General features: G+C 63.2%; 16 protein-coding genes. 11 read left to right on the top strand and 5 right to left on the bottom strand.

Annotation, left to right across the window (positions count from 1 at the left end):
* The first annotated feature begins 5 nt into the window (after positions 1–5).
* The 8 genes from XH90_RS27870 to XH90_RS27835 all read left to right on the top strand — a co-directional run bounded on the left by XH90_RS27870 (position 6) and on the right by XH90_RS27835 (position 7,738).
* The gene (locus XH90_RS27870) at positions 6–476 is read left to right on the top strand and encodes a chemotaxis protein CheW (protein ID WP_194477491.1); all 471 of its coding nucleotides are present in this window, start codon (positions 6–8) and stop codon (positions 474–476) included.
* A 61-nt stretch (positions 477–537) separates the two neighbouring features.
* On the top strand, positions 538–2,349 hold the full coding sequence (locus XH90_RS27865) for a methyl-accepting chemotaxis protein (RefSeq protein WP_194477490.1): 1,812 nt from the start codon (positions 538–540) through the stop codon (positions 2,347–2,349).
* A gap of 135 nt (positions 2,350–2,484) precedes the next feature.
* Positions 2,485–3,339 carry a protein-glutamate O-methyltransferase CheR gene (locus tag XH90_RS27860; protein ID WP_194477489.1) on the top strand — a complete coding sequence of 285 codons (855 nt, stop codon included), beginning with the start codon at positions 2,485–2,487 and terminating at the stop codon, positions 3,337–3,339.
* Between the two features lie 17 nt (positions 3,340–3,356).
* Entirely contained in the window at positions 3,357–4,448 is a 1,092-nt protein-coding gene (locus XH90_RS27855) for a chemotaxis response regulator protein-glutamate methylesterase (protein WP_194477488.1), read from the top strand.
* Positions 4,449–4,453: 5 nt separating this feature from the next.
* Positions 4,454–6,175, top strand: a complete 1,722-nt coding sequence (locus XH90_RS27850) for a chemotaxis protein (RefSeq protein WP_194477487.1) — start codon at positions 4,454–4,456, stop codon at positions 6,173–6,175.
* A gap of 147 nt (positions 6,176–6,322) precedes the next feature.
* Positions 6,323–6,769 carry a hypothetical protein gene (locus XH90_RS27845; RefSeq protein WP_194477486.1) on the top strand — a complete coding sequence of 149 codons (447 nt, stop codon included), beginning with the start codon at positions 6,323–6,325 and terminating at the stop codon, positions 6,767–6,769.
* Between the two features lie 126 nt (positions 6,770–6,895).
* Positions 6,896–7,180: a hypothetical protein gene (locus XH90_RS27840; RefSeq protein WP_194477485.1), complete on the top strand. Its 285-nt coding sequence runs from the start codon at positions 6,896–6,898 to the stop codon at positions 7,178–7,180.
* 129 nt (positions 7,181–7,309) lie between these two features.
* Positions 7,310–7,738 carry a CHRD domain-containing protein gene (locus XH90_RS27835; protein ID WP_194477484.1) on the top strand — a complete coding sequence of 143 codons (429 nt, stop codon included), beginning with the start codon at positions 7,310–7,312 and terminating at the stop codon, positions 7,736–7,738.
* A gap of 54 nt (positions 7,739–7,792) precedes the next feature.
* On the opposite strand, the gene XH90_RS27830 is transcribed toward XH90_RS27835, so the two are convergent.
* The 3 genes from XH90_RS27830 to XH90_RS27820 all read right to left on the bottom strand — a co-directional run bounded on the left by XH90_RS27830 (position 7,793) and on the right by XH90_RS27820 (position 10,306).
* Complete coding sequence (locus XH90_RS27830) at positions 7,793–8,158, bottom strand: VanZ family protein (protein WP_194477483.1); 366 nt, start codon at positions 8,156–8,158, stop codon at positions 7,793–7,795.
* A 162-nt stretch (positions 8,159–8,320) separates the two neighbouring features.
* Positions 8,321–9,913 carry an EAL domain-containing protein gene (locus tag XH90_RS27825; protein WP_194477482.1) on the bottom strand — a complete coding sequence of 531 codons (1,593 nt, stop codon included), beginning with the start codon at positions 9,911–9,913 and terminating at the stop codon, positions 8,321–8,323.
* 219 nt (positions 9,914–10,132) lie between these two features.
* Complete coding sequence (locus XH90_RS27820) at positions 10,133–10,306, bottom strand: hypothetical protein (RefSeq protein ID WP_194477481.1); 174 nt, start codon at positions 10,304–10,306, stop codon at positions 10,133–10,135.
* Positions 10,307–10,905: 599 nt separating this feature from the next.
* On the opposite strand from XH90_RS27820, the gene XH90_RS27815 reads away from it, so the two are divergent.
* The 3 genes from XH90_RS27815 (at position 10,906) to XH90_RS27805 (ending at position 11,836) form a co-directional block, all read left to right on the top strand.
* A complete protein-coding gene (locus XH90_RS27815) occupies positions 10,906–11,061 on the top strand; it encodes a hypothetical protein (RefSeq protein ID WP_194477480.1) in 156 nt (51 codons plus the stop codon).
* Between the two features lie 110 nt (positions 11,062–11,171).
* Entirely contained in the window at positions 11,172–11,390 is a 219-nt protein-coding gene (locus XH90_RS27810) for a hypothetical protein (protein WP_194477479.1), read from the top strand.
* 179 nt (positions 11,391–11,569) lie between these two features.
* Positions 11,570–11,836: a hypothetical protein gene (locus tag XH90_RS27805; protein WP_194477478.1), complete on the top strand. Its 267-nt coding sequence runs from the start codon at positions 11,570–11,572 to the stop codon at positions 11,834–11,836.
* 96 nt (positions 11,837–11,932) lie between these two features.
* Here the strand turns inward: XH90_RS27805 and rfbB are convergent, their stop codons facing one another.
* Both rfbB and rfbA read right to left on the bottom strand, forming a co-directional pair.
* Positions 11,933–12,997 (bottom strand): dTDP-glucose 4,6-dehydratase, encoded by a 1,065-nt coding sequence (rfbB, locus tag XH90_RS27800; RefSeq protein ID WP_194477477.1) that lies wholly within the window; start codon positions 12,995–12,997, stop codon positions 11,933–11,935.
* A 12-nt stretch (positions 12,998–13,009) separates the two neighbouring features.
* A complete protein-coding gene (rfbA, locus tag XH90_RS27795; RefSeq protein ID WP_194477476.1) occupies positions 13,010–13,891 on the bottom strand; it encodes a glucose-1-phosphate thymidylyltransferase RfbA in 882 nt (293 codons plus the stop codon).
* Positions 13,892–13,920 lie beyond the last annotated feature (29 nt).

Raw genomic sequence — 13,920 nt, 5'->3', positions numbered from 1 at the left:
TTGCAATGGCCGCAACCTCGCAATATCTGACGCTCGGGCTCGCCGGCGAGACGTTCGGCATCAGCATCCGCAACGTGCGGGAAATTCTCGACATGCGACCGATCTCGCGTCTGCCGCATGCGCCGAATTTCCTCCTCGGCATGATCGACGTGCGCGGTGCCGGCTACCCGATCGTGGATCTCCGGATCAAGCTCGGCCTGCCGACTGTCGCCGCCACCGAGGCGACCCGGATCATCATTCTCGACGTGCCGATGAAGGACCGTCTGGTCGGCGTCGGCTTCGTCGCCGACTGCGTGTTCGAGGTCACCGACATCGACGAGCAGGCGATCGAGCCGATCCCCGAAGTGGGCGGCAAGTGGCAGTCCGACTACGCCGCCGGCATCGGCCGCAAGGGCGAGAAGTTCGTCGTGATCTTCGACCTCGCCAAGCTGATGGCAAACGACGAGTTGCCGGGTGAGGCGCCGCGCGCGGCCTGAGTTTTGCGACACCAAGCGTTCTTGCGCGTAACCAACCGAAATTCGAACAACGAGACTGAACATGAGATTCACCGTCAAAGCCAAGCTCGCGAGCGCGTTTGGCGTCGTCATCCTGCTGTCCATGATTGCCGGCGCCGTCGGCTATCTGAAGCTGTCCGACATGGTCGGAACGGCGGAACATCTGGTCTCGCGTGCCGGTCGAATGGAAAAGGCCGCGGAGCTCGAAAAGGGCATCCTCGCGCAGGTCCGGGCCGAAAAGAATGCAATCCTGGCTTCCGATGCCGAGTACGACGTCTTCACCGCCGATCTCGCGAAGGTCCGCGGGTCCCTGCAGAAGTCGAAGGACGAGATCTATTCGGCGGCGAGCGAGGGCGGCAAGAAGCTGATGGACGTCTTCATCGCCGCTTACGCCAGGATGAATGCGTATCAGGACGAGACCGTCAGGCTGGCGAAGACGGACAAGGCCAAGTCGATGGATCGCTCCATGCATGAAGGTCGCAAGGTGGTCGCCGATGCGATGGACGCCGCCAACGGCTATGTGGCCTACGTCAAGAAGGCGATGGCCGACGAAGCCGAGCAAGCGAGGCAGGACGGCAGCCGGGCGGAGATCATTCTGATCAGCCTCGTGCTTGCCTCGCTGTTGATTGCCACGGCGGCTGCGACGTGGATCGCGCTCAATATCAGCCGCGCCCTCGCGCAGGCAGTCGGCCTTGCCGACGCGGTGGCGATCGGCGACCTCAGCCAGAAGATCGAGTCCTCCGGCAATGACGAGATCGGTGATCTCGTCAAATCGCTGAACGCGATGACGGTGAACCTGAATGCCACCGCGGCGCTCGCCAATCAGATAGCGCAAGGCGACCTCACCGTCGAAGCCAAGGCGTTGTCGGACAAGGATACGCTCGGCCTCGCTCTCGAGCGCATGGTGGAAAAGCTCCGTCAGATCGTCTCGGAAGCCCTGACTGCGGCGCAGAACGTCTCCGCGGGCAGCCAGGAATTGTCGGCCAGCGCCGAGCAGCTGTCGCAGGGCGCGACCGAGCAGGCCTCCTCCGCCGAGGAAGCGTCCTCCTCGATGGAAGAGATGGCCTCGAACGTGAAGCAGAACGCCGACAACGCCAACCAGACCGAGAAGATCGCGGCGCAGTCCGCCAAGGACGCGGAGGCCAGCGGCGCCGCGGTCGGCCGCGCCGTCAGTGCGATGCAGACCATCGCCGAGAAGATCACCATTGTGCAGGAGATCGCGCGCCAGACCGATCTGCTCGCGCTCAACGCGGCGGTCGAGGCGGCCCGGGCCGGAGAGCACGGCAAGGGTTTTGCCGTTGTCGCTTCCGAAGTGCGCAAGCTCGCTGAGCGCAGCCAGGCGGCCGCGGCCGAGATCGGCACGCTCTCGGCCGACACGGTCAAGGTGGCGCAGGAAGCCGGTGCCATGCTGTCCAAGCTCGTCCCCGACATCAAGAAGACGGCGGAACTCGTCGAGGAGATCACCGCCGCGTGCCGCGAGCAGGACGTCGGCTCGGCGCAGATCAACCAGGCGATCCAGCAGCTCGACAAAGTCGGGCAGCAGAACGCCAGCGCATCCGAGCAGGTGTCCTCGACCTCGGAAGAACTCGCTTCGCAGGCCGAGCAACTGCAGTCGACAATCGCCTATTTCCGCATCGACCATGGTGGAAAGAGCCATGCTCCGGCGCCGATCGACCGGGCCGTCAATCAGCTGCGCGCCAAGGCTGCAACCATGGCCGCAACCATGGCTGCCGCCGAGCGGCCCGCCAGGAAGCCGCAGGCGAGGCCCGTGCGCGCGATGAAGGTCGCGGGCGGCGGCTTTGCTTTCGACATGAACGACGGCGAGGATGATCGGGACGCCGATTTTCAGCGCTGAGATTTTCCGGTGACGGGTTCGCTCCCGAGGGCGGATCCATCCTCTTCTGCAGGTGTGTAAACGGGTGGGAATCGATATGGCCTGGAAGGCCCGACGTTCATTGCCTGCGGGCCTCCGGGGCCGGGGCAGGCGGTTATGATGCCGGCTGTCCAGGACCGGGCCGTGCATCTGTCGGACCGTCATTTCCGGACCATTGCCGACCTGATCGAAGGTCAGGTCGGCATCAAGCTGCCGCAAGGCAAGCGGCTGATGCTGGAGGGGCGCCTGCACAAGCGTGTGCGGGCGCTGAATTTCTCCGATCTGAACGAATATGTCGACAACCTGTTCGAGGCCGATCATTTCGACACCGAACTGACCCATCTCATCGACGTGGTGACGACCAACAAGACCGACTTCTTCCGCGAGCCGCAGCACTTTGCGTTCATGCGGGACGTCGCCATTCCGTCGTTGCTCAAGCTGCACGGCCGCAGGAATGCGAACTTGAAATTCTGGAGTTCGGCGAGTTCGACCGGTATGGAGGCCTACACCACTGCCATGGTGCTGGACGACATGACCCGGAGCGGATCGCGGTTTCAGTACCGCATCCTCGGCACCGACATTTCGACCGCCGTGCTGCGCCTCGCCAGGACGGCGATCTACACCAGTGACGTACTGGCGCCGGTGCCTGAGCCGTTCGTGAAGAGATATTTCCTCTCCTCGCGCGACAGGTCCCGCGGCGAAGTGCGGGTGGTGCCGGAATTGCGGCGCATGACGCACTTCATGCGGATGAACCTGATGGATTCGTCCTATCCCGTCGACCGGGACGTCGACATGATCTTCTGTCGCAACGTGCTGATCTATTTCGACAAGCCGACGCAACGGAAGGTCGTCGAGCAGCTTTGCAGTCATCTACGGCCGGGAGGGTTCTTGCTGGTCGGACATTCCGAGTCGATGATTCACAGTGCCATTCCGGGGCTGAAGCAGGTTCAGCCGACCATTTTTCAAGTCTGAGCGGGAGCACGTTCAACATGCCGAGGGAGAAAGTTCGCGTGTTGATCGTGGACGATTCAGCGTCGGTCCGCCAAATCCTTCAAACGATCCTCAACGACGATCCTGACATCGAGGTGATGGCGACGGCGTCCGATCCGTTCGTGGCCGCCCGGCGCCTCCAGGACGAAATCCCGGATGTCATGATCCTCGACCTCGAGATGCCGCGCATGGACGGCATGACGTTCCTGCGCAAGATCATGGCGCAGCGTCCGATCCCCGTGATCATCTGTTCCTCGCTGACCGTGGAAGGCTCGCACGTGATGTTCGAGGCGTTCGAGGCCGGCGCCGTCGATATCGTGCCGAAGCCGAAGATCGACACGCGGCAGGCGCTGCTCGAATGCTCGACGCGCTTGCGTGAATCGGTGAAGTCGGCGGCGCGCGCGCGCGTGCGGCCGCGCACGGAACGGCGGGTCATCGAGAAGAAGCTGACGGCCGACGCCATCATCCCGCCGCCGGTGCAGGGCAAGGTTAGACCGACGACCGAGCGCATCGTCTGCATCGGTGCATCGACCGGCGGAACGGAGGCGCTGAACGACGTGCTCGAGATGCTGCCGGCGAACTGTCCTCCGATTCTCATCGTCCAGCACATGCCGGCTGGCTTCACGGCGGCCTTCGCCAAGCGTCTCGACGGCGTCTGCCAGATTCGCGTCAAGGAGGCGGAGGACGGCGAGACCGTGCTGCCGGGCTCGGCTTACATCGCGCCGGGGGCACGCCATATGCTGCTCCAGCGCATCGGCTTGCGCTATCAGGTTGCGATCAAGGACGGGCCACCGGTGTCGCGGCATCGCCCCTCGGTCGATGTGCTGTTTCGCTCGGCGGCCCAGCATGCCGGCGCCAACGCGCTCGGGGTGATCATGACCGGCATGGGCGACGACGGCGCGCGCGGCATGCTGGAGATGCGCAAGCTCGGCGCTTCGACCCGCGCGCAGGACGAAGAGAGCTGTGTGGTGTTCGGCATGCCCAAGGAAGCCATCGCCCATGGGGGCGTCGAGAAAGTGGTCTCGCTGAACCATATCCCGCGCGAGATCATGCAATGGTACCAGGCCGGGCACGCGGCGCTGACAGGTTGAACGCAATGTCCGCCATCCCGGCCAGCACGCTGACTGATGCGATCGCCGCAGTCGAGAACGTCTCGTCGCGCATCGAGGACGTGTTTGTGCGCGTTGGTCACGAGCTCGGTCGTGGCCAAATCATCTTCAAGGAGCTGAATCAGGGGCTCGCCTCTCTTTCCGAGGAGCTCTCCGGTGCGGAGATCGAGGTCGCCGCGACCGCGCTCCAGGAGATCGCGGCTCGGCTGAGTGAGCTGGCGCGAGCGTTGCCGGCCGAGAGCGCTTTGCTCGAGATGATCGGCAAGAGCACGAGCGAGGCGTCGGCGCTGCTGAAGCCGTTGTTCAAGCATATCCAGATGATCACCATCATCGCGCGCAGCGCGCGGATCGAGGCAGCCTCGCTCGACGGCGATCGCGACGGCTTTCTCGCCTTCACGCAAGAAGCTTACGATCTCGGCAAGGCCGTGCAGGGTTCGATCGAGGGCTGCGCTCGGGATCAGCAGCGTCTATCGGAGGCCGTCGCCACCGCGTCCGGCCGGCAGAAGGAGTTCGAGAGAAATTACGGCGGTCAGCTCGTCGCGGAAAGTACCGAACTCGGTGCGGCCTATTCCGGTCTTCGCGACCAGCGCAGCAAGAGCAGCCATCTCGCTGATCTCGCGAGCGGCAGCACGCGGAAGATCGCCGAAGCGGTCGGCGGCGCGATCATTTCCCTGCAGGCCGGCGACAGCACAAGGCAACGCCTCGAGCATGTCTGCCATGGCTTGCGCCTTTCGTCGGGTTCGGAGCCGAGCCTCGTTCCGGGGCTTGCGACCAGCGAGTACGGCATACACGCGATCCGAAAGCTGGAGGCGGCCCAGCTGAGGGACGCCCAGCGCGAGTTCGGCGGTGACATCGCGCAGATCATCAGGGCGCTCTCGGCGATCCTGAGCGATGCTGGCGTCGTCGTCGGTCACGGCCGCTCGCTGTTCGGCGGCGAGGACGGCGCTTCGTCGTCGTTCATGACCCGCATCAAGCAGACGCTGGCCCATGCCTCGACCCTGATCGCGACCTGCGAGAGCGCCGGCCGATCGGTCGACGAGGCGCTCGCGGTCGTCGAGGATACGCTCGCCAAGTTCCGCAGGGCCATCGCGGGCCTCGCCGAGGCCACGATCGATATCACGTTGATCGGCATGAATGCCGGGCTCAAGGCGAGCCATCTCGGCAGTCGCGGCAGTGCCTTCGTCGTCATCGCCAACGAGCTCAAGGCGACCGCCGACCAGGTCTCGGCGGGCGCTGCGCGCCTGCGGCCCGTCCTCGACGGTATCGAGCGCTCGGCCAACGAATTGAAGGAGCTCCGCGTCAAGGGAGATCCCACACAGCTCGCCACCCTAGAGCCGCAGATCCTCCAGGCGCTACGCGAGGTCGAGGTCGGCAACGAACGGCTCGGCAAGTTGATGACCCGGCTCGTCGACGAAGGCGCGGAGTTCGAAGGCCTGATGAATTCGGCGCAAGGCCTGATGAGCTCGCTCGGCGAAGGTTCAGCAACACTCCCCGCCGTTGCGGTGCGTCTGGAGACGGCAAGCGCAGGCGCGCACAAGCCGCAGCCGCAGGACGAGGCGCTGCTCGACGATCTCTTTGCGCGCTACACGATGGAGCGCGAGCGCGAGGTCCATCGTGACTTTCTGCAAGCCGTCGGGCTTTCGTCGAGTGCGGCCGCTCGCCGGGTCGAAGCGGTCGAGCCCGCGGATGACGGCATCGAGCTGTTTTGAGCGTGCTGCCGATGCCGCATGCGGCAGCGGCAATTTAACGAATTGGCTTTGCAGGGCGTTAACCGTGGCGAAACACGCGCCATATCGGTCATTGTCGCGCCCCAGAGTTGGTCGCAAATACGTTTGAACTTTGCGACGGATGTTTTCATGCTGAGAGACGGCAAATACGCTGCCTGGTTCAGAACCCCGCTTGGCCAGGGCACGGGCCTCGTCGAGTTGGTCGATGGACGGATCTCGGGCCGCGACAGCTTCTTCACCTACGGTGGCTCCTATCAGGTCGATCAGCAGCATTTCAACGGCGTCCTGACCGTGAAGCGGCACACGGAGGGCAATCCGAGCGTGTTCGGTCCTGACGAGGTCGAGGTCGGTCTGTCCGGCGTGTGCAATGGCGCGGTGGCGACGTGCTCGGGAACGGCGAGGGAAGTACCAGAGATCAAGTTCGAGGCGACGTTGATCTACAGCCAGGAAGAAGCCGTTGCCGTCGATTCGAAATGCGCGATCGTGAAGCTCAATGCCGACAAATTGCCCAAGGCGCTCGACAACAGGTCGCGCCCGCGGCCGCCTTTCGCACCCCCCAGGCCTCCTGCGTCCTGATACTGTCAGCGCTTTAGCTTTGCATTGACGCTGTTCTTGCGAATGCACGCGGCGACCGCACCGCGGCAAGAGTGCCTTCAGATGTAAAATCTAGGTTGAGGCTCATAACAAAAGGCGGACAGGGATATGCCTCAAATCTGGATGACTTATGACGAACTCGCGACGCTCAGCGGTTGTAATGCCTCTGAGGCCAGGGTGCTGGCGCTGCATCTGTCGCTCGATCGCCGCAAGAGCCGCGATGGAAACACCCGCGTCAAGCTGGACTTCGCGCTGATGAGCCGGTTTTTCGAGACCATTCGCGAAGGCGAATTCGGCCTTGATGACGCGATCACGGCGCTCCGGGACACCCACCGGCAGATGTCCGGGGTCTTCGGCGCGCATCGGGAGAGCATCCGGCGCGGGGTGGCGTAAGGTCGCCGCTCCGGCAGCGGTCGTCTCCGTTCGAATCAGGCATAATCAACCATCCGGAATTTGGCGCGCCCCCTGGTGTTTCACACCGGAACGGGTTGAAACCAAGGGGATCCGGGTGGGGAGGTTGCCATGATGAGAGCCGTGTGCCTGGCGGGTGCGTTGGTTGTTGCGCTCCCGCCTCTTTTCGTGACGGCGGCCAGAGCCGAAGTCGTCAAGCTACAGGCGGAACTCAAGGGCAGCAACGAAGTGCCGCCCAATGCGAGTTCCGGCTCCGGCAAAGCCGAGGCGACGTTCAACACCGATACGAAGGTCCTGACCTATACGGTGACCTACACGGGTCTGACCGGCCCCGCGCTCGGCGCTCATTTTCACGGACCGGGCGAAGCGGGCAAGAATGCCGGCATCGCGCTGCCGTTCAAGTCGGCGCAAAGCCCGATCCAGGGCACCGCAACTCTCACCGAGGCGCAGGCTACCGATCTGTTGGCCGGCAAATGGTACGCGAACATCCACACCGCGGCCAATCCAGGTGGCGAACTGCGCGGGCAGTTGGCAAAGTAGTCTGTCGGACGAAGCTGCCTGTCGCACCCGCGATCCGAACTGACAGCGTGCGCGTCAGGACGGGGGTCTGGGCAGGAAAGCCAGGATGGTCTGGGCGAGGGTGACGCCGAGGATGCCACCGGCGGCTTTTTGCAGCACGTCGATGAACCGCGGATCGCGATCAGGCACCACCGCCTGCAACAGTTCGAGCCCGACGGCGACGGCGATGACGAACGCGCAAGCCAGCCTGAAGCGTCCCGGCAGAAGGAACGACAGCAGGAAGCCCAACAGGCAATAGGCGCTGAAGCGCTCGATGACGACGACCCAATAGGCCTCGGCGTGGCCCAGCAGAACCGGCCTGCCCGCAAGCGTCGCAAGCGTGGCATAGACGATCAGCGCGAGGCAGACGGCTGCGGCTGCGATGAGATGATTCTGTCGCATTGCAATATCATAGCCGGTCGCCATGTGTGCCGCTCGCGAAAGCGCGGAATATCGTTAAGGCTCGCTGATCGCCGATCGTATCGTCATGAACTGTGGTTCGCACCGGGACATGTTCGGAAACGGTCGTCGACGAGCCGTCCAAATTCGGGCCAGCCGCGTCCCTCAGGCGACCAGCGCCGTGTCACCGACCGACATCGCGACCGCGGTCCCATCTCGCCGCGATGCCATCAATTCGCTGAATTTCGCAAAGGGCAGGGGCGCTGCGACGAGGTAACCCTGGCCTTCTTCTACGCCGCATGAAATCAGCGCGCGGACCTGCTCCTCGGTTTCGACGCCTTCCGCAACCACGCTCATGTGGAAGTCCCTGGCGAGTGCGACCAGCATCTCCACGATGGTCGTCGTCGAGGCGTCCACCGTGATGGTGTCGACGAAGAACTTGTCGATCTTGATCGTGTTGGCGCCCAGTCCCTTCAGCCGCGACAGCCCGCTATGGCCGACGCCGACGTCGTCGATCGCGACGCGAAAGCCGTAGTCGCGCAGCTCGCTTACCACGGCCGCGGCGCGCGCGAGATCGTCGAGCTCGTCGCGCTCGGTCACCTCGATCACGATCTGCCGCGCCGAAATCCGTGCCGCAGTGACGGTGCCGCGCAGTGTTTCGACGAAACCTGCGCCGAGGATGTGCCTCGGTACGACGTTGAACGAGAGCTTGAAATCCTTGTCGGCCTTGAGATGCGGCTGCAACTCGTCCAGCGCGCGGCGGAGCAACTGCCAGGTCATGGCTTCGATCCGGCCGCTGGATTCAGCCAGCGGAATGAAGTTCATCGGCGGCACCACCGTGCCATCCTCTCGCAGCCAGCGCGCCAGGATCTCGCAGCCCCTGATCTCACCGGTGCGCAGATCGAAGATCGGCTGGAAGTAAGGCCTGAATTCACCGCGCGCCAGCGCACGATCGAGATCGGCGACGGGCCCCTCCATGCGCCGCGTGCGCGACAGCAGGACGCCGAACAGTACGCCGAGCGCGAGCGCGACCGTCATCACCGGCCAGTAGGCCTCGTTGTCCCATGTCGCCAGCACCGACCTGTCGATGCGGATGACCGCGCGCAGCGGATAGCGCGTCGAGCTTTTTTCGAAGTCGATCGAATGAGGCAGCGCCTTGTCGGCGTCGAGCGCGAACGCGCCGAGCCTTGCGCCGTTGGTCAGTGCGAGCAGAACTTCGCCATGCGAGCGCAGCTCGGCAGGCATGATGTCGAACAGGCTGGAATTGATGCCGAGAATGGCGACCAGCGCCTTCTTGTCGTCGATGTCCCTGAGCACACCGAGCGCGTCGCCGCCGAACTGCTCGACGCGGAACAGCATCAGCTTCGAATCGCGCGAGGCAAGCATGTCCGCGCGATCGACCCAGCCCTTGTCGAATTCGAGCGTCTCGGAATAGGCGGAGCAGATCACCGAACCGTCGGAATTGACGAGGCGGACGTCCTTCACGGCGGAGCGCTGATAGACGTGCAGGCGGATCGCCTGGAGCGCGGCGGGGTCGCAGGTTGCGAGGCCGCGGCCGGCGAGTTCGTCGAGGCTTGCCACCGCGAAGTCGACGGCGAGTTCCGACCGGCGCAACACGACTTCGGTCAGCTGGTCGAGCTGGCGCATCTGCTGATCATGGATGAAGCGCGTTGCCGCAATGTGACCGGCCAGGGCGAACGCAGCCATGCCCGCGAGTACGAGCGCCGCCAGTGACAGTTTCGGCCGTGCTGCTTTCATCCGGCCCGCGGAGGCTAAGAAAGGACGACCCGGACGATAGCCTTAGGGGGCTAAGATAAGGTTTAAGTCGGCCGCCGGCCTCCAGGGCTCGAGCTTGCGGACGGATCGAGCCGGGTTCGAAAGTATGGTTAGCGGCGCGGACGCGGCGTTCGTCCAAGCCCTGCTCAGTCGATGGCTGCTTGCACGACTTTCGGATGTCTGACGGGACGGCGCCGGCCGTTAACCCTTCTTGCTGGCCTTCGACCTGAGCGACAGACCGAGGCGCAGGGCCATGCGCTTGATGGCATCGGGCGATCGCCCGAGCTGCTTCGCTGCTTCTTCCAGCGACATGGAAGACTTGGCCAACTCCATGAGCCGGCGGTCTTCCTTGAACGACCAGGGCTTCCGCGCCATAACCGAAATGTTCCTCTTCGCGTCAACACGACGACAAAGCCGCCAAGCGGACCCATGTTCGCTCGACGGCTTTGCTTGGGTGGGGCCGAGCCTTGGGGCAGGCTCGGTGCAATGATGGATAGGCGATCGGCGAGACTTCGCAACAAACAACGCGGATTAAGCTAACCGCTCAACCTTACCGCGATGAAATCGGCTTGTGAGACTCCGTATAACCACGGGAGTCGCGGCGGACTCGGCAGCCCCAGTCATGGAGTTCGCCGCTCATCCGCAAGGCCATGATGGAATCCCCGACCGCGACCACACATCGTTGCGTGCGTTCGACCCGTTGCGCGGCGGCGGAATATGTCGGGCTGGTTCTGATCAGGCGGCGCATGCCACGCGCCCGACAAACTCTCAAAAATCACGGGGGTTCGAATCACGCCGAGATCGCCACGCGATGTGAGCGTAGTCGTCGCGATCTGAAGATCGCCCTGATTGCAACACACGAGTGCTTCGTCGCTCGTGAGCGGCATTGAATTGTACTCGATCCTGTCGTCACGAGATCGTCGAATTCATCCAGCTATGTTCGCTCAGGACAACGAAACAATCAGAAGACCGGGATGCTTCAGAAAGCGCGATCGGCGTTCCCTCTCACGAAGATCAGGGAGCGGGCATTCGAGGGGGCATTTTTCAGCGTGGTGATGATCGCGATGGCAGGGTGGGTGTACTTCGTCACGCTGTTGCTGACGAGATTGTTTCTCTGGTTCTTCGGTTGACGAGCCGACGAGCGATCACTTCGAACGCAAAGTGATGCCCAAAAATTCCCAGGGGCTGACAAGAAAATCAGCGCCGCTCATCATGATGTGGTCACAACTCGAAGATGAGAATGTCGCGTCGCGAAGACAATACGTCCGGCAAGCTGGAAGAATTCCGAATGATGATAGCTGCGATCCTGATCTCGATCCTCTCCGGCTTTGGTGCCGGCTATGCGATGCGCGCGTGGCGGTCACGCCGGCGCAGGGTGCGCCACCCGCTCTATCAGCCTTACGATCCAGCCATGCCCCAGCCGGGCGTTTCGCTGGCGAGGGCGAGACGTGCATTCTGATGGTTTGCAACTTGGCCTGTCTTCGTTGATGAGCCTTGTCGTGTCGCTGGATTGAGGGCTGTGGCCGATGGCGTGGCTGGTCTTGACCGTTCCGTTCCCAGACGCATCGCTCTCTCCGGATCCGCGGCGATCGTCTGGATGCGCCGAGTGTTCCATGGAACACGGGAAGGGACCGCGTCATGACTAGCCTGTCCAACAACGCACCGCGTCGATATTTCGTGGATACGGTGGGCCGGCGCGTCCTGATCGGACTGACGTTGGAGGAAACCTTCGAGTTCGAGCGGCTCGACAGCGAACAGGTGTCTGCGCAAGAGGGCAGACAGTCCGGCAACGGTCGCGGTTGGGCGCCGGTCGCCGGTGAGCGGCGCTGGCTGGAACTCTACGAGAAGCACGAGGGCGCCTGGAAGGCGTGGATGGCTCAAAGCCGGATGGAGCTCAGGCCCTGACCTGACGATCGAGAGCTGCGTCGTCGGGGGCCATCGCCGGCACGAATGCGCCGGCGAAGCACGATGCACATGATGTCGAGAAGTCGATCCGGCCAGCTAGCCGAGGCCGATGCGCTTCTGCTGATATCCGCGATCGAGGATGGCCTGCCACCAGTCGCTGCTGTCGAGGAACCAGCGAACCGTCTTGGCCAGGCCGCTTTCGAAATTCTCGTCGGCGCGCCATCCGAGCTCGCGTTCGAGCTTCGACGCGTCGATGGCGTAGCGGCGATCGTGACCGGGACGGTCGGTGACAAACGAAATCAGGCTGCGCCGCGAGCCCGCCGTGGGCGGTGACATCTCGTCCAGCAGGTCGCAAATGCTTTCCACGACGTGCAAATTGGTGCGCTCGTTTCGGCCGCCCACATTGTACGTCTCGCCGATCGCACCGCGCTCGAGCACGAGCGTGAGCGCCTTGGCATGGTCCTCGACGTAGAGCCAGTCGCGGATGTTCTGCCCGTCGCCGTAAACCGGCAGCGGTTCTCCTGCGAGCCCCTTGATGATGATGTGGGGAATGAGCTTCTCGGGAAAGTGATAGGGCCCGTAATTGTTCGAGCAGTTCGTCACCATCGTCGGAAGGTCGTAGGTCTCGCGCCAGGCGCGGACCAGATGATCGGACGACGCCTTGCTCGCCGAATAGGGCGAGTTCGGGGAATAGGACGTGGTCTCGGTGAAATAGCCGTCCTTGCCGAGCGACCCGAACACCTCGTCGGTGGAGATGTGTAGGAAGCGGAACCGCGCACGGCGGTCAGGGGACAGAGTCCTCCAGTATCGCAGCGCTTCCTGCAGCAGCGTGAAGGTGCCGACGATGTTGGTCTGGACGAATTCGCCGGGGCCGTCGATCGAGCGATCGACATGGCTTTCGGCCGCCAGATTCATCACGGCGACGGGCTGGTACTTCTCGAACAGCTTGCGAAGCGACGCCGCCTCGCAAATGCATTGCTTCTCGAATGCATAGCGCGGGTTCGTCCGGGCGTCGGGGATCGAGTCGAGATTCGCCGCATAAGTCAGCTTGTCGATGTTGACGACGCGCGCTTGCGTGTCGCGCAGAAGATGACGGACGACGGCGGAGCCGATGAAGCCCGCACCGCCCGTGACGAATATCGTTGAGCCTTCGAAACGCATGAATGATTTGCCTCAGTCTTGAGCGGCGAAGGAGCGGGCCACCGATTGCAGATACTGGCCGTAGCTGCTCTTGGCGGTCTTCTCGGCGACCTTCGTGAAGTCTTCGAGAGAGATGTAACCACGTCGCAAGGCGATTTCCTCGGGGCAGGCGATGCGCAGGCCCTGGCGCTGCTCGAGGATTTGAACGAAATGGCTGGCTTCGACCAGCGAGGCGTGTGTGCCGGTGTCGAGCCAGGCGAACCCGCGCCCGAGCACTTCGACGAACAGATCGCCGCGTGCGAGGTAGGCGTTGTTCACGTCGGTGATCTCGATTTCGCCCCGCGCGGACGGTTTGATCTCCGCTGCGATGTCGACCACGCTGTTGTCGTAGAAATAGAGCCCGGTTACCGCCACATTCGACTTCGGCTGCTTGGGCTTCTCTTCGATCGAGCGGGCACGCCCGTCACCGTCGAGTTCGATCACGCCGTATTGCTCGGGTGAATTGACGACATAGCCGAAGATCGTGGCACCGCTCTTGCGTGCCGCGGCCTTGGCGAGCATTTCCGGAAGTCCGTGGCCGTAGAAGATGTTGTCTCCGAGAACCAGGGCGACGGAATCCGATCCGACGAACTCGCGGCCAACGATGAATGCATCCGCAAGACCGCGCGGCGTTTCCTGCGTGGCGTAGGAGAAGTTGACCCCGATCTCCGCTCCATCGCCGAGCAGGCGCTGGAACAACGGCTTGTCCTGCGGCGTCGAGATGATGAGAATGTCGCGAATGCCAGCGAGCATCAGTGTCGACAGTGGATAGTAGATCATCGGTTTGTCGAAAACCGGCAACAACTGCTTCGACACGACTGTCGTGACGGGATACAGGCGCGAGCCTGTTCCGCCAGCGAGTATAATTCCCTTCATAGGTCCCTCTGGTTTACCGCCTCGAAAAT

It is taken from the genome of Bradyrhizobium sp. CCBAU 53338 (assembly GCF_015291665.1).
Taxonomy (GTDB): domain Bacteria; phylum Pseudomonadota; class Alphaproteobacteria; order Rhizobiales; family Xanthobacteraceae; genus Bradyrhizobium.
Note: the sequence above shows the minus strand (reverse complement) of the source record. Positions and strands in the feature narration are given on the sequence as shown.